Here is an 18,129-nt window from a genome sequence, read left to right as displayed (position 1 = left end):
AACGAAATTTGTAAATTAGATTAGGAATTATACCTAAAAACATTAAAATGAATAAGTTAACCTTATTTACGCTGTTATTTTTTGCTATTAGTTTAGCAAATGCGCAAAACGAAAAAATTACACAAAAGTTAGATAATTTTACAGAAGTTAAAGCTTTTGACGGTTTATCTGTAAATCTAATAAAATCTACTAAAAATGAAGCAGTTATAACAGGGGCTAATACACAAAAAGTTGCAATTGTTAATAATGATGGTGTTCTAAAACTACGTATGGAATTGGATAAAATTTTTAGTGGTTATAGAACTTTTATAGATTTGTATTATACAGATAATTTAACTGTTATAGATGTAAATGAAGATGCAAGAATTAGCTCTAATGAAACTATAAAACAGGATTTGTTAGAGTTAAAATCTCAAGAAGGTGGCGAGTTAATTATAGATGCTCAGGTAACACAACTATTGGTAAAATCCGTTACTGGTGGTGTTATTACTTCTAACGGTTTTGCTAAAAATCAAGATATAAAAATTAATACTGGTGGTATTTATTACGGTAAAAACTTTGAAACTGAGCTTACAACAATTAGTGTAAATGCTGGTGGAAATGCAGAAATAAATGCAACAAATTATGTACAAGCCACTGTAAAAGCCGGTGGTGAAGTTTTGGTTTACGGAGACCCAGCAAAAATGGATGAGAAAACCGTTTTTGGTGGTAAAATTATTAGAAAATAGAAAAACTATTACATGTTAGATGATATACAGGCAGCAATACCATTAGGCTTTTTTTTAAGTTTTATGATTGGTCCTGTTTTTTTTGTTCTTCTAGAAACTAGTGCTGTTAAAGGTTTTAGAGCTGCATTGGTTTTTGACCTTGGTGTTATTTTAGCAGATGTTTTATTTTTAACTGTTGCTTATTTTAGTAGTTACCAATTATTAGAAAACCTAAGTAATTTACCAGGATTATATATTTTTGGTGGTGTTATATTGCTTGTTTATGGCATAATTGTAATTATAAAAAAACCTGTAAAAGAAAAGCCAACTCAACTTAAATCCAGTAAAAGCGCTTACCTAAGTTTATTTATTAAAGGCTTTTTATTAAACTTTATAAATATAGGTGTTTTGGTATTTTGGTTGGGTGTAATTTTAGTAGTAGGCCCAAGTTTAGATAACAATCCTAACAGAATTTTAGTTTTCTTTTCTGCTATGCTAGGCACATATTTTATTACAGACATAATTAAAATATTATTAGCTAAACAATTAAAAAGATACTTAACTCCAAAACGTATTTTTTTAACTAAAAAAATATTAGGTATTATACTTGTGATTTGTGGTTTAGTACTTATAACCAAAGGGTTTTTACCTAAAGACCAATTAAATATACAAGAAGGATTAGAGTTATTAGAAAAATAATTTTTTAAATACTATTGTATACAAAAATGGAATTTGATTCTGAACTAGAAAAAATAATAGCTAATAGTAGACTAGTAGCTATAGATTTAAATTCCGAATATATTTCTTCTTTTCATTTTTTAATAGCTACTTTAAAATCTAATAATGTTGCTCAAAAAATATTTAAATCTAACGATTGGAAATTTCAAAAATTAATAGAACTCTTAAAATCAGATGATAAAAAAATACTTAGTAAGTACTATTTAACTAAAGAGTTTAATAATGTTTTAAAAAATGGTTCATTTTATGCTCGCATATATTCAGATAAAAAAGTTAATCCAGAACATATAATACTTGCTATGCTAGCTGATAAAAATAGCTATGCTGGTAATTATTTAAATGAAATAGAAATGGATTATTTTAAATTTAAAAAAGAATGTGAGAAAATTAGAAGCATAAAATCTAATAAATTTCTAGAATTTTTTGGTAGCAATAAACGCTTAGTTTCTTTAGGATTGCTTTCTATTATATAAAATTGATTTTAAGACAGATAATTTTATAGCTATAACTACAAACAAAAAAACCTCCACGTTAGTGAAGGTTTTTGAGGCATCGAGCAGATTCGAACTGCTGTACAAGCTTTTGCAGAGCTCTGCCTAGCCACTCGGCCACGATGCCATTTTTTGGACTGCAAACTTACAAAAATAAATTCATAAGCAAATAAGTTTTTTTAAATCAATTTTGCATTTTTTTTCGAGGCATCGAGTGGATTCGAACCACTATGCTAATCCTTGCGGGATTATGTCTATCCATTTCGACCACAATGCCATTTATGCGGGGGAGAGTTCAAATGTACATATATTTATATGTATAAAAAATTTACTAATATGCAGTTTAACGAGTTAATTGCAATGTTATCGAAACCATTTCTACATCTCCTCCTATTGGTGGGTTTAATTTAGAAACTGTTACTTCAGATTCTGTAACAATAGGTAATTCTAAAAAAATACGATCTATAATGCGTTTGGCTACATGTTCTAATAATTTAGATCTTATGGCCATTTCTTCTTTTACAATATGGTTAATATGTACATAATCTACAGTATCTACCAAATCATCTGATATTGATGCTTTACTTAAATCTGCATTTAAACTAACATTAACTACATAATCACTACCAATTAATGCTTCTTCATTTAAACATCCATGGTAAGCATATGTTTTAATAGTACTTACTGTTATTTTTCCCATTAGGTTTAGTTTAGATTTGCAAACTTAACTAATAGAATTAAAAAAAACTTAGTAAGTACATCTACAATTACTTAATCCTTGGAATAAATCTACACCAATTGTTATAACGTGTGTACCTGTACTATAATTTAAAATATCATTTAAAATTATTTGATATGAATAACCAAAATAATAGTTATCTTTTTTTAAACCTGCAAAAGGTGCTAAGTATAATGGTTTACCTATTTGGTCATTTAAAAACCTGTAGTTTACACCTGCATAGTAGTAATCTTCAAAATCGTATTTTCTAAACTTTAAGTTTAAATCTGTTTCAGATCTTCCATCACTCTCAAACATTTTATAAAGTACAGAAGGTTCTATTTCCCAGTCGCTATTTCTACTTTTTTTGTATCTGTAACCAGTATACAAGTAATAGTTTCTTAAAGCATTTGGCTCAAAAGTTTCATTAAAGTTAGATATGTCTTTGTTTACAAGGTTAGATACGTTTAAACTAGCATAAAATTTATTAATTCTATACATAAGTCCAACATCAAAGTTATGGTTTGTAGTAGACCTATCATCTGTTACAGCATTATCAGGATTAGCAACAAGGTTAAACTCTTGTATATCTAATCTAAACTGGTTAAAGTTGTAAGATATACCAAACGATAAAAACTCGTCTTCATATCTATCTAAAGTTAAGTGGTGAGCAAAAGAAATTCTGGCACCTTGTTGTTTTGTATATCCATTTTTATCGTTGTATAAAAATAGTCCTAAACCAGATTTATTCCCAATTCTGGCATCTGCAGCTAAAGACTGTGTTCTAGGTGCATCTTCTATTCCTACCCATTGTGCAAGGCCGTTCATTCTAATTTTTACGTGGTCACCAATACCTGCGTATGTTGGTGATAAAACAAATGGGTTATCTGCTAAATACTGTGAGAGCTGTGGGGAGTTTAGCTCCTGTGCATTTGATAGCATTGTGCCAGCAAATAATGATAAGATTGCTAATTTAAATCGCATAATTATAGGTTAAGTTCTTTTATTTTTTATCTGTACAATGTAAAGTGTCCAACAAATTCTCTGTCATCTACTTCATCTTTAAGCTTAATAGTATACCAGTAATCTCCAGATGGTAGTTCCTTATTATCATAAGTTCCGTCCCATCCTTTGTCATCAGCTCCCATTCTATATAATTCTCTACCATATCTATCATAGATAATAGTTAAGATATTAGGGAACCCTTCTGTGTTTTTAGGCTTCCATGTGTTGTTAACATCGTCACCGTTAGGTGTAAAGAAATTTGGGATTTCTATATCGATGAACTCAATAAATATATCTTGAGTAGCTTCACAACCATTTTCGTCTACAACAACAACGGTATAAGTATCAGTCTTACGTATTCTGAACGTATTGTCTTCCCCATTATTGTTTCCTTCCAGATAGAAAGTATATTTTGGGTTACCACCTGCAGCAATTGCCGTTATTTCGTTAATATTTCTATTTTCTAATACAAGAGTTAACGGTTCAAAATCTGCTACAGTAAAGTCAATAGTTTCAGAACATCCGTTTGCATGCAATATGTGTAAATAATGATTACCAGCAGACATATTTGTAAAGTCTGGTGTTAATTGCATTGCAGCAGGATCTGTAGTATCTAAACCGTATAATACGTCTGTTATTGTGTTGTCTTCTAAAACAACTTCTAAATAATTTGTTGGTGTATCTGTACTACACTCATAAATAGGTGTTGCTGTGGCTTTTAAATTTACACCTGGTGCAATATCTATTACAATATTAGCATCACAACCATTGGCATCTTTTACTAATATTACGTGTGTACCAGAAGATAAACCTGTAAAGTCTACCCTGTCTAGCTCATAATCTGCCGGATCATTAGAATCTAAACTTGTACTGTAAGGAGCTGTACCACCAGTTATTGTAACTGTAGCCATACCATCTTCATTACCTGTACATGTTTCACCAGTTGTAGTAGTACTCAATTGCATTGCAGTTGGTTCACTAATTGTAAAATTAAATGTAATAAAACAACCATTTTCATCTTGTGCAATTACATCATAAACTCCAGGAGCTAAATCTGTAAATACATTTTTAGTATCAAACTGGTCTAAATTAGGTGTTATTGAGTATTTAATTTCTCCTGTTCCACCGCTAACCTCAACAGTTATAGTACCATTTTCTTCACCAAAACAAAGTACGTCTGTAAATTCTTCGTTTTCTACAACTAATGGTGCAGGTTCTGTAATTGTAATTGCAGTAGATACTTCTTCACAACCACCATCTGATGTTGCTCTTATATAGTAAGTTCCAATTCCTAAGTTTCTAAAATCACCACTAGTTTGTGGTCCTTGTAATGGAGTTGTACTTGTTGGGGTATCTAACAACTCATAAGAATAGTTACCTAAACCACCAATTGCAGTTGCACGTATACTTGCAGTAGATTCTCCGTTACAGTTTATTACTGCAGCAGTTTCATCTAACAATATTTGTAATGGTGGTACAGCATCAATAGTTACTTGGTTACTAATAATATTACCACAGTTAAAATTATCTCTTATATAGTATTGGTATACACCTTGTGTTACTGTAAATGTATGTGTATTTCCACCGCTCATTGGAGTAAAGTTTACACCATCTACACTAAACTCGTAAGGAGCTGTACCACCAGTAGCTGTTAATCTTATTTCAGCTGGATCTACGCACGTTAATTGTGATACTTGAACTAGAGAACCAGTGATATTTGTAGGCTCTGTTATAACGGCTTGTACGGTTTCTACATCACAATTCCATCCGTCAGAAACAGTTATGGTGTACACACCAGCACCTAAATTGTTAAACATTGGGTTAGATTGCGGACTACTAGAGTATAGTATTGTTGTACCAGCATCATCATAAACGTTTAATTGATATGTATAAACACCTTCACCATTTAGTACGTTTACTGCACTTACACTACCATTACTATCACCAAAACAAGTTAACATTTGTGTTAGTGGTGTAATATCTGCAGTAATAGGTATTGCAGGGTCTAGCGTTATGGTGTCTGTAAACGGACATCCACCATTATCTGTTACTGTTACAGTATATGTAGCAGCACTTAATCTTACAAAACTAGCAGAATTAACATCTGTAAAAGTAGTTTCTACACCAGTAGTATTGTTTCTTAAAACAATGTCATAAGGTGCGTAACCACCAGTTGGTACTACTGTTATCTCACCAGCATTATCATCACAAGTTACATCTGCAGTTTTGTTTACTGTAGCTGTTAGCGCCATATCTGGAGATGCTATTGTTATTACATTAGAATCTTCTGTACAAAAAGGAGCATTATCTTCTGTAACAGCTACATAATAATTACCACCAGATAAACCTGGTATTGTAAATGTATTTGTAGTTGCATTACCATTTATACCTGTTAAAGTACCATCAGCATTTAAAACTGTATATGTAAATGGTGCAGTAGCGTCTGTTACCGTTACTTCTATTTCTCCATTTGTATCTCCAAAACAAGTTACTGGAGACGACGCTCTAGCAGAAACCTTAATTAAATCATAAGGAGCAATATTATATACATCTGTATCTACGTAACAACCAGTATTTGTATCTGTTACTCTAAATACATAACCACCCACTGCAGTTAACTCAAAAGTTGCAGTGTTATATGTTGGTGTTGTTGTTTGCGTAGCATTTGTATTACCAATTGGTAACAACTCATACGTATAAACATTTGTAGCATCTCCGTTATCTGTTACTGTAATAGTAACTTCTTCTGGGCCATTACATGATATGTCTGTATCCTTAGTTACTATAGCAGTAAACTTATTAATAGGCTCTATTGTTACTGTTGTTGTCTGCGGACAACTATTATCATCTTTAACATAAACAGTAATTGTTTGTGTAACTCCAGTATCTGTAACAGTAAATGTATTTCCTGTTTGGAAGTTTACATTATCTATACTGTACAAATATGGACTAGTACCAGAAGGAGTTCCTGGTGTTGTAGCACCATCCTCTATAGTTACTGTAATTGTTGCTGTATTTACAGTGTTATTAGGAGCACAAGCAAAGTCTGTTGCAACTGCACTTATTAGTAATTCTGTAGGCTGAGTAACCTCAACAGTTTGTCTAATAGAACAACCTTTTGCAGATACTACTTCTATTTGATAAAAAGCAGCAGCTAAACCTGTAAAAGTTGGACTAGTTTGAGTTACTCCTATTTGAGTTACTCCTGTAGCATCATATAAATTATAGTTATATATAGGATCTACATTTGTTGCAGGATCTAAATTAGCAGTAATACTACCATCTGATAAACCAAAACAACTAACATTTTCTATAGTTGAAGCTAATAAAATAGGATCTACCTTATCAACCAATTCTTGTGTAACTGTTTTTTCACATATTGGTGCACTTGTGTCTAAATCACGAACCCTAAAGCTATACACACCAACTTCTGTTAAGCCAGTAAATACACCAGTTGTGTTTGTAATTGTAGCACCACTTATTGGTAAAGTAGCTACAAACTCTAAGTTTGTAGAACCGCCAGTTACATTTACTGTTATTTGTCCGCCCGGATTTACTGTATTACAATCTATTGGTTTATCAACAATAGTAGAAACATTCATTTCTTCATACAATACTGTTGCAAGTGTTGTAAAGTCACAAGACCATTGATCGTTAATTAATACGGTGTAAGAACCAGCACCTAAACCAGAGAATATTGTAGTAGTCTGTGGAGAACCAACTGCTGTACCATCTTTAATAAGTTGGTATGTGTAGTTGCTTCCTTGTCCACCTGTAGTTCCAATAACTTCAATTTCACCTTCTAGGTTTGTACAATTTTCTTGGTTTACCTGTAAAGTTGCAGTTATAGGGTCTGGTGTTACTAAATTAACATCTGCTAATTGAACAATACACCCATTTTTATCTGCAATCCAAACTTGGTAATCTGTACCAGCCGGAGCTGCAGCACCAGATAAACCTGTAAATCTAGGATTAGAAACATAATCTGTTGGATATACTGGAGCAGGATTAGTTGTTACATCTACAAAGTAAACATAGTCTCCCCAACCACCAGCAGCATTAATAACTTCTATAACTCCGTCATTACCTAAGCAAGTTACTGGTGTAACTTCTGTAGCAGCAGTTATTGCAGCACTAGGACCAGCAATAGTAAATGCTTGTGTATACGTACATCTAGGATCTGGAGTTTGTTGTACTTCTATATAGTACGTACCAGCTACTAAATTATTAATTACAAAATTACCATTTGGTGCAATACCTGGAGTTTGTGTATCATCTCCAGTATTTGCAGGAGTATTGTTTATATCTTGGTAAAGAATGTATGCTATTGCACCTGTATAGGTAACATTAGCATTATCATGTAAATTAAATTCTACACTACCATCATTACCACCAAAACAAATTACATTACTTAATACAGTTGCATCTAATTCTAATACATCTGGACTAGTTATAGTTTCTGATGTTGTTATAACACAACCAGTATCTGTATGTCTTACTAAGAAATTGTGAGTACCAACATCTAAACCACCAAAAACATTTGAAGGTTGCCATGTTGTTCCGTTGTCAATACTATACTCAAATTTAGAAATATCATTTGTATTTGAAGTAGCAGTAATAGTTATTTCACCATCTGTACCAGGATCACAAGTAATATCACCTGTAATTGCAGCAGAAGCTGTTAACAATTCATCATAAGGAGCAATATCTGCTTCTATTGTACCAACACAGCCTTTATCATCATATACGTTAATAGTATAAGAACCACCAGCAGTATTAGTTTCTATGTAAACATTATTAGAACCAGATTGTACAATAATATCATCACCAGTTGCAGGCGTATTGTTATCATTTATAAATTCATAAATAACATAAGTATTACTACCACCAGTAATATTAGCAGCAGTATTATCTATGCTAATACTAGCATTATTATTAGTGTTACCACTTGTAGGTGTACAACCAAATTCTACAACATCTGCGTTTGCAATGACAATAGGGTTTGGTTCACTAATTACAATATTAGTAATATCTGTTGTACAACCATTTGTACCTGTTGCAGTTACTGTATATGTATTAGGAGGTAAGTCTGAGAATGTGCTTGTAGCAGCATCATAAGTACCAGCTAAAGGTGTAATTGTATATGTTAATGGGTTTATTCCATTATCTGTTTGGTATAAAGTTATAGTACCATCATCTGCACTATTACATGTAATATCTGTAAATGTGTGTGTAAATATTGGAGTTACGGCAGCAGGAACATCTATTGTAAATCTTCTAAAACATTCAGGACCAGTTGTATTATTATCATAAACAGTAACAGTATAATTTTCTACAACTGGTACAGTTGCTACATAAGGATTTGTTGGTAATGCTGTTCTAGCAACAACAGTTCCTAAACCGTTTGTGATTTCATAATCATAATCTCCAGAACCATTTGTTGCTTCAATTGTAATTTCAGCGGTTCCAGGAGTACAATCCATTAGTTTAGTAAGCTCAACATTAGCCTCTAATACTGGGTAAATAGTAGCACTATCTGTAGCTATACAACCGTTACTATCTTTTATAGATATGTTATATGTACCAACAGAAAGATTAGTAAATAAACCTCCATTATCTACATATGTTACACCACCATCTATAGAATATAGTATTTGAGCAGCTGTACTAGTTGCATTAATTTGTAAAGTATTTGGTATTGCACAATTATTTACATTTATATTATCTATTGTTGGATTAGGAGTTAATGTCATTATAACATCTCCTAAATCTTTAGCACAACTATATTGATCTTGAATAGTTACGTTATAAGTACCAGCAGGAGAATTAGCAGGAATTTCTATTGGATTATCTGTAGTACCTGTAATAGTTGTAAAAGGAGCAGGACCAGTTACAGTAAAAGTATAAGTACCGCCACCACCATTAATGTTTTCTATTTGAATAAGACCAGGTGTAGCACAAGAAATATCTTGAATTTTATTTAATGTTGCTGTAATATCATCTAACTCTTCTAACAATAGATTTTCTGATGCAGATATACAACTATCTACCCCACCATCTCTTTCGGTAACTTGTATAAAGTATTCTCCAGCTCCTAAACCAGATACTGTAACTGTTTGTGGAGAAGAAAATGGAATATTACCTCCACTATTTGCTACAGAAACAGGAGTACCAGTTGTCATATTAAAAACTTCCCATCTGTATTCTGTACCAAATGGAGCTTGATTATCTGTAATTGTATATGTAATACTACCATTTGTCATACCAAAACAAGCAGGTACAGAAGTAGATGTAATTTCTAATGGTAATGTTATTAAATCGTTTACATTTCTATCACTTTGTCTAACACAACCATTAGCATCTCTTACAAGAAATACATACGTTCTACCTGGTATTAAACCTGTAAAGGTATGAGGATCTGATAGTCCTTTTGCAGGAGTAGTCCAAGGATTAATAGGTGAAGTTGCATCAAAATTAACAGGATCGTCTGTATAGGTATATTGATAAGGAGCTGTACCCTCGTTACCTTGTACAGTTACCTGTAATTCATTACAATCAACAATAATTGCTGAAATTGTTATATCTAAATTATCTAATGGATAAGATATAATATATCTAGGTAAATCTAATCTACATAAGGTGTTACCAGAAGCATCTACAGTTCTAATAGAAGGGTCTACAGCATCACCAGAAGTTAATGTGTATGCAGGAGCATCAAACTCATCAGATGTTTGCCAAGTAGTACCACCATCATGACTAAATTCTAATGTTCCATTTAATGTTGTTGTATAATTGATAAATCTAAATCCTGTTGCAGGGTCACAATTACCAGATAATATAGACTCTATATCTGTTACTAATTCATCTGGATTATTAATTAATACAGGAGTTGTTTCTATTGTACATCCGCTTGCATCTGTAACATTAATTGTATAGTTACCAGGTGCTAAATTGAAAAATGTTTTAGTATTGTTTATTACATTAGTTGTAGTTTCATTAGAAGCTCCGCCGTTATCTAAATCAATAATTTCATATGTGTAAGGAGATATACCAGAGGTAACTGTAATTTCTATAGTTCCTGTACCATCATGGCAAGTAGGATCTGTAGGTACTGTATTATAAGTTAACGGAGTTGCAGGGTTAACTGTAACAGTCTCCATATATTCACAATGTGGATCTGCTGCGTTATTATCCCATACATAAACATCATAGTCACCAGCATCAATAGCGGCTACACTATAATTATTTACATTACTAAAATCTGCAGCAGTTACAGGAGTTCCTGAAGTTACAAAAGCATAAGCTAAATTACCATCTCCACCAGTTGCATTAATAGTAATACTACCATCTGCACAAGAGCTAATATGTACAACATCTATTGTTGCGTTTATTACAGGGTTTAAAACAACTGTTTCTTGTACGCCAACACAACCATAACCATCTTTAACGTCTATTGTGTAAGTACCGTTTGCTAAATTAGTAAAAGTATAAGTAGTTGCAGTTGCTGGAGTTGGTGTAATCCAAGCACCACCATTAATACTAAACTGGAAGTTTTCATTACCAGGAACAGAAGTAACATCTACTTGTATTTCACCATCATTTGCACCAGAGTAACACGCTGTTGGTGTTACTGTAAAAGTTGGTACTTCTGGGGTAGTAACAGTTACTGCAGGTGTAATAGCATTAGTACATAAGTTATCATCTTGTACTCTTACAATATAATTTTCATTAGCTGCATTTGCAGGCACATCTGTAAATATTGCAGAAGATTGGTATCCTCTAAAAACAGTATAATTTGTTGTTACTGTATTGTATATTTCTAATTGATAGTTATACGTTGGAGTACCACCATTTGCAACAGCAGTAATTGTAGCACCTGTATTATTACATGTAAATTCATCTGTGATAGATGCAGTAGCAGTAACTTCTGTTGGTTCAGTTAATTCTTGTGTTAATGGAATACTACATGCATTATCATCAGCATCTCTAACTTCAATAGTATAGTTTTGTGCAGTTAAACCAGTTACGGTTTGCGAAGTTGTAAAAGGGCCAGAATAGGTTGCACCACCATCTAAAGAATATTCATATCCGCCAGCGCCAAAATTTGCTGCATTAATAACAAATTCACCATCATTACCACCAAAACAAGAAATGTTTACAGGGTTTGTAATGTTTGCTGTAAAAGCTTTACCTGCTTCAACTACAACGTCAAAAGTTACAGAAGAAGAACAAACTTCTGGTAATTGAAATGCTTGTATATCATCTATTGCAATATCATTTCCATCAACAACCGCAGAATTTGTGCGTATAACAATATCAAGGTTTGTATTAGCACCAGGGTTTAATGTTACAGTATAATTATGCCAGTCATCAGCATTATTATTTTTAGGAATATTACCAGTAGCAACACTAGTAATTACAACACCACCAGCGTCTACTAATTCTATTTCTATTGTAGGATCACCTCCACTTGTACCGGCTCTTAATAAGTTGTATGCCCATGTAGATATTGTAATATCTCTGTTTGGTATAACCTCTATACCTCTTTTAGCATATACAATACCACCAACACCAGCAACACCACCAACATTCATTGCTAAAAACCTTCCGTTAGCGTTACCTGTATGGTCGTTAGGACTTCTCCAAGTACCAAAAGGTAAAGCTATGGCTTGTGTAACCGAGTATTCACCATCATTAATTCTGGTATGTACACCAGGATCACAAGTTCTTACTGTACCATCTTGTGGCTCATAACAGTATAAAGGATCTATTTGTGTTATTGATGTATTTGCACCAAAACCAAAATCTTCTGATAATAAATTACTTGGTGTAGGAGCTGCATTAGAAGTATAATCTACTCTAATTGTATGTGTACCTGCTGCTACATCTGTAAAGATATTACTTGTATTATCTGGCGTGTTAAATGAACCATCTATAGAGTATACATAATCAAAATCTGTACTACTAGGTGTAACTGTAATTTCACCTAAACCTTCACAATCATAAGAAATTGACGGAGCAAATGTAGGTGCCTCAGGAGCAGCATCTACAGTTACTGTCATTTCATAAGTACATAAATTTGCATCTCTAATATACAATGTATGTGTACCAGGTAATAAGTTTGATATTGAGTTTGTACTGTAGTTAACACCACCATCAAAACTATATTCATATGCAGGTGTACCACCTTGTGCATTTGTAATTCTAACCTCAGCACCAGTTGTTGGGTTACACTCGTATAAAGCTGTTACTGCTGCAGAAGCAGATAAAGTAAAAGGTTCTGTTATAGTATGTGTATCTGTTACAGTACATAAATTAGCGTCTCTAACTACAATATTATAACTATTTGCAGGTAAATTATTAAATGTGTTTGTTGGTACAAATGTTGCACCACCATCTATACTATATTGGTAAGGCGCTTCTCCACCACCAGCAGTTATTGTTATGGTAGATTGTGCTTCGCCACTACAAAGTATGTCTGTACTTGTTGTAGATACTGTTAATGCAGGATCTTGTGCAATGTTTAAATCGTACATAGCCTCACAAAAAGTTCCTGTACCGTTATTATCACGCACATACACATCATAATCACCAGCACCAGTTGTTACCGTTCTAGGATTAACATTTGTAAAATCTGTTGCAGCCGGAGTAGTACCATCAGCAACAATTGCATATACATAATTTACGCCACTACCACCAGCAGGAGTAATAGTTACTTCTGTATCTGTATCACAAGCTGTAATATTATCTACGGTTGCCGTAACAGTTAATTCTGGGTTTACTGTAATAGAGGCTGTTCCTGTACAGTTTTTACCATCTATAACATCTATAGTATACGTACCCGGATTTAAGCCAGAGAACACGTTATTTGTGCTGTAAGCGCCTCCATTTATTCTATATTGATAAGTGCCATCTCCGCCAGCTGTAACATTAGCTGTAAGTTCTAGTCCTGCAGCTGCCGTAAAGCAATCGTTATTTGGAACAATTTCTAAAGTAGGAGCTATTGAAGCATCTAAATCAAAGCTTGATGTAACAATACAACCATTAGCATCCTCTACACTAACATTAAAAGTTCCTGTTTGGTTTAAGTTATCAAACGTACCGGTACCATTAGTAAATGTAGTTGTACCATCTGGATACGTAATTGTAAATTCGTTACTACCCCAACCACCAGTAGCAGTTAAAACTACACTACCATCTGTTGTACAAGTTGGTTGTGTTGGGTTAACATTTAGTGCTAAAGCAGCAGTTGGTGCATTTATAATAACATCTGCAGTTGCAGTACAATTAGTTTCTGTATCTGTAACAGTTATTGTGTATGTACCATTATCTAAATTTGTTAAAGAAATTGTAGCAAGATTTACTCCTGTACCTCCTGGTATAGTTGTTGGTCCTGTTATTACATAATTGTATGTAGAATTAAAACCTGATACTTCAAAATTTGCTTCGCCATCTATATCATCAAAACAAGAAATATTACTAACTAAATTACCAACTACAGAAATAGGATCTACTGGTCTAATTGTAAAACTCTCTTCATATTCACAACCTTTAGCATCTGTTACTCTAAAAGTATAAGTGTCTGGAGCTAAACCATTAAATGTTGCTGTGTTTCCTGTTGTGCTTGTAGCTGCTATTGCTGTTGGAGCAATAATATCAAAAACATAAGGAGCTGTACCATTGGTAACTGTTACTGTAACATTAGATGTTTGTGTAGGGCAGTTAGGAGCTGTTGCTGTAAAGTCTAAATCTGTTGGCGGATTTAATGCATCTATAACAATTTCATTTGTTACAAACGTACACATATTAGCATCTCTAATTGTAATAGTATAACTACCGTTAGTTAGGTTTGCAAATGTGTCTGCACCTGCACCTGAGTTAAAATTAACACCATCTATACTATATTCATAAGGAGCTGCACCACCAGTTACATTTTGAGCTTGTATTGTTGCTTCTTGTAAACATGTATAATCATCAACTAAAACAGCATCACCTGTAACACCATCTGTAGGACCACCAATAGTAAAAGGTTCATCAAAATCACATGATGTACCACCTATTGTTTGTGTTATCGTAAGTATGTAATCTCCTTGTGGTAATGATGAAAAATTACCAGAGTTGTTTACACTAGTTGTTGTGCCGTCTGGATACAATAAACTGTATGATAAAGTATAACCATTACTATTTGTAATATTAATATCAAAACTACCATCTTCTGCACCAAAACAGGTTTCATCTGTAATGTTAGGATTATATGTAATTGCAGGTGCTATATCTACTGTAGCTTCATTAGTAATAACATAACAATTATTACTTCCTACAACTATAAATTCGTAAGTACCAGCATCTGCATCACTAAAGTAAAAGTCTTCTGTTGTTTGGTATGCACTTGCAGGAATATCACTTAATGTAAAAGGAGCTGGGTATAAGTCTACACCATCTTTACTCCAAATTGCATATGTATAAGTTGGGTCTGCAACACCACCAGTTGCTGTTACAGATATAATACCATCTGTACAGTCTATAGATTTTGTTGTTAACGCAGAAGCAGCTAAGTCAGATACATCATTAATGGTCACTTCTCTAGTTAATGTACAACCATCATCAGTTCTTACGGTAACATCATAAACACCATCATTTAAACCTAAAAAAGTATGGTCATTATCATCTGTAGGTCCAAAAGTATCTACCTCTACTCCTCCTTGAGAAATAGAAAAATAGTATTGAGGCTCAACATCTTCAGCAGAAATTCTAATTTCTCCTAAACCATTACAATCTGTATCTTTAGTTGTAATATTAACTACATAGTCTCTTCTTAGTACTCCTATATCTTCTAATCTAAACACACAACCGTCTACTACACCTTGCTGACGCATTTCTACTGTGTAGGCTCCATTATTTGTTATTGGAAAAACAGGACCATTATTAGCACTATAAGGAACAAGAATAGTACCTGTAGCTGCATCTAATAACTGAAAATCATAATTAGCTGGTACGTTAGTAACACTAATGCTACCATCTGTAGTACAAATAATATCTTCTACTGTTGCTCTAGGGTCTAAATCGTTTTTAAATACATTAAAGTAGAACCTTGTAAAACAACCATTTAAATAGTTAATTACTACTCTATATTGTCCTTCGTCTTCTGCATTAAATGTTTGGCCTGTTGCCACTTGGCTCCAAGTACAGGTTCCGTTTTTATTAGCACAATCTTCTACTGAAGCTGTACAACTACCTTCGTCTAATTTTTCCCATTGTATGCTTGTAGCATCAGGAATATTAATACTTATTGGTTCTACATCATTTAAACCACATAAAAATATTTTTGGTAATGGGTCACCATCAATAGGACAAATTGTTACTTCACCATCAACTGTGTTAGAAGTATCGTTTATTAAATCTATTATTGGGTTAGTTTGTGTGGTTCCAAAACGTGTTACAGTTATAATTTCTTGAAAACCTTTACAAGGATCTGCAATTATTTTATCAACTATATATACTCCTATATCATCTACAACAATTGTACTTAAATCTCCATCTGGATTACCGTCATTAATAACAGTATCTCCGCTGTCTATAACACCGTTTCCGTTTTCATCTTTATACCAAACATAGTCATCAAAACCATCACCTGAATCTAGAACTGCATCTGCACCACAAATTTCTACACTTCTACTATAGTCACAGTTTTCTAAATCATCTAATAAAAAGTTTGTTGCACCAGGTGTTGTAAATCCACAAGTATCAAAATCTGTAACACTAGGGTCATCTGTAATTTCATTTGTGTTAATTACACCTCTGTAAGTAGAGTATGCTAAGTTTTGAATAAGATCTGAACATGCATCTATAAAATCAAAGCAATTTTCTGCTACACGTACACGCATACGTATGCTTTCTAAAGGCCCGCCTTGTACTACTAAGTCATTTGGTATTGTAAATAAAACTGTTCTAGTAGCAGGGTTATAAGTATAAGATACTCCTGCAGGCATTGTAATGTTAGTTTCATCTAAGGTTACATTTACAGGTAATACATCTCTAATGGTGTAATTATCTGCATCATCATTACCAACATTTTGGAATGATAAAACGTAGTCTAAAACCTGACCTAGGTTTACACCTTGCCCGGTAATATCTGTACCACCAATGTCCTCTACCCTTTTGGCTAAGTGCATTTGTGGTTCTATAATTTCTACATCAAAAGATGTAAAGAAAATATCGTATTTGTCTTGTGTAGAAGTGGCTCTTAATATAGCACTTGTTTCATCATTAGGGATGGTAGACCAACCTGTATTAGGTATTGTAAAAAGGTCTGCATCCCATCCTAATGTGTTTACACTGTTGGGGTTACGAGTAGTTACGATATTATTTTCAAAAGTGACATTACTGTCAAAAAAATTGTTATTTCTATTTATACTTCCTGTTGCTGTACCTAAAGGAGTATAAGTTGGTCTACCGCTTGCTTTAATAGATAAACCGTCACCAGTTATACCGTTGTCACCTTCTAATGTACTTACCCCTAACCTTGCATTTACAGGGAAAGGAGCTGGTAATGTTGTAAAACCAGATACAGGAATATCTACAGATTCTCCAGATTTAATACCTGCATAACCATCAAAAGTAGTAATGTATTTACCTGGGTATGTAGGGTTTTCATAAACCACAACCATTGTCCATCCACCAGATACACCACCCGAAGGAGTTTCACCTACACTTGCTCTTACATTAGCAATTGTGTATTCTCCATTAGGGTCTGCTAAGCCAGTAACTAATGATGTTATATCTTTATAACAAGCATATGGACTGTAATAGCCAAAATCTGTATCACCAAAACCATCAAAAAGTACTTCATCTGCAGAGATATCTACATATGAACCACCTGGTGTTTTAAACTTAATATTTCCAATGTTACTACGGTCTGTTTCATTTGCATAAACAGCAGACCAATATAAACCAACATACCTAACTCTAGAGCAACTGGCATCTGGCACAGTTAACTCTGCACTACTAGAACTAAATGTAGATGCATCACCATCTATATCTATGTATTGCATATCCCAACTATCATTAGCAGTAGAGCTACTTCCTGTTTGGTTATATGGATCATTAGGAACTTTTGGATCTGACACATATGTATAGCCAGACCACCAATTACCTACCCAATAACCTTCATCACCTTCACGGTTTACAATATTATTAGCTATAATAGTTAAGTCTCCACGGATACTGTTGTCATATCTAGGTTCAAAATTATTTTTAACTTGGCTAAACCCTAAATGAGATATAGTTAAGAAAAAAATAATTAAAAGCGATTTTAAAAACTTATTCATTAGGTTGAATGTTTTTAGTGTTTGTTGGTGAGTAATTAATTTGAGTTGAGTTGTTAGTTGTTATACTGTCATTGAATTTTACAGTATACTTATTGGTATTTTTTGTGTTAGCTAATGCAATACAAGTCAGCAATAGAGCACAA

The 18,129-nt window shown here is 33.3% G+C and carries 6 protein-coding genes and 1 tRNA gene; 3 read left to right on the top strand and 4 right to left on the bottom strand.

Annotated elements, in window-relative coordinates; genetic code table 11:
• Positions 1-47 precede the first annotated feature (47 nt).
• Genes JM80_RS03845 through JM80_RS03835 form a run of 3 tightly spaced genes read left to right on the top strand, consistent with a single transcriptional unit; the run spans position 48 to position 1,918 of the window.
• Positions 48-728: a head GIN domain-containing protein gene (locus tag JM80_RS03845; protein ID WP_013620887.1), complete on the top strand. Its 681-nt coding sequence runs from the start codon at positions 48-50 to the stop codon at positions 726-728.
• Between the two features lie 12 nt (positions 729-740).
• Positions 741-1,406, top strand: coding sequence for a LysE family translocator (locus JM80_RS03840; protein ID WP_013620888.1), 666 nt, complete (start codon positions 741-743; stop codon positions 1,404-1,406).
• Positions 1,407-1,432: 26 nt separating this feature from the next.
• Positions 1,433-1,918: a Clp protease N-terminal domain-containing protein gene (locus JM80_RS03835; RefSeq protein ID WP_013620889.1), complete on the top strand. Its 486-nt coding sequence runs from the start codon at positions 1,433-1,435 to the stop codon at positions 1,916-1,918.
• A 74-nt stretch (positions 1,919-1,992) separates the two neighbouring features.
• Here JM80_RS03835 and JM80_RS03830 read toward each other — a convergent pair.
• The 4 genes from JM80_RS03830 to JM80_RS03815 all read right to left on the bottom strand — a co-directional run bounded on the left by JM80_RS03830 (position 1,993) and on the right by JM80_RS03815 (position 17,986).
• Positions 1,993-2,063, bottom strand: a tRNA-Cys gene (locus JM80_RS03830).
• Between the two features lie 216 nt (positions 2,064-2,279).
• Positions 2,280-2,636, bottom strand: a complete 357-nt coding sequence (gene folB, locus JM80_RS03825) for a dihydroneopterin aldolase (protein ID WP_144709274.1) — start codon at positions 2,634-2,636, stop codon at positions 2,280-2,282.
• A gap of 48 nt (positions 2,637-2,684) precedes the next feature.
• Positions 2,685-3,638, bottom strand: coding sequence for a type IX secretion system membrane protein PorP/SprF (locus JM80_RS03820; protein ID WP_034644288.1), 954 nt, complete (start codon positions 3,636-3,638; stop codon positions 2,685-2,687).
• 26 nt (positions 3,639-3,664) lie between these two features.
• Positions 3,665-17,986: a T9SS type B sorting domain-containing protein gene (locus JM80_RS03815; RefSeq protein ID WP_144709273.1), complete on the bottom strand. Its 14,322-nt coding sequence runs from the start codon at positions 17,984-17,986 to the stop codon at positions 3,665-3,667.
• Between the last annotated feature and the right edge of the window lie 143 nt (positions 17,987-18,129).

Source organism: Cellulophaga sp. RHA_52, from assembly GCF_007827205.1.
Classification (GTDB): Bacteria; Bacteroidota; Bacteroidia; order Flavobacteriales; family Flavobacteriaceae; genus Cellulophaga; species Cellulophaga lytica.
The sequence above is the reverse complement of the archived record's forward strand: the minus strand, read 5'-3'. Positions and strand labels throughout refer to the sequence as shown.

What these genes read in the sequence shown, in the direction of transcription:
- JM80_RS03845 (WP_013620887.1), top strand. Translation starts at nt 48, where the DNA reads ATGAATAAGTTAACCTTATTTACGCTGTTATTTTTTGCTATTAGTTTA.
- JM80_RS03840 (WP_013620888.1), top strand. Translation starts at nt 741, where the DNA reads ATGTTAGATGATATACAGGCAGCAATACCATTAGGCTTTTTTTTAAGT.
- JM80_RS03835 (WP_013620889.1), top strand. Translation starts at nt 1,433, where the DNA reads ATGGAATTTGATTCTGAACTAGAAAAAATAATAGCTAATAGTAGACTA.
- folB (WP_144709274.1), bottom strand. Translation starts at nt 2,636, where the DNA reads ATGGGAAAAATAACAGTAAGTACTATTAAAACATATGCTTACCATGGA.
- JM80_RS03820 (WP_034644288.1), bottom strand. Translation starts at nt 3,638, where the DNA reads ATGCGATTTAAATTAGCAATCTTATCATTATTTGCTGGCACAATGCTA.
- JM80_RS03815 (WP_144709273.1), bottom strand. Translation starts at nt 17,986, where the DNA reads ATGAATAAGTTTTTAAAATCGCTTTTAATTATTTTTTTCTTAACTATA.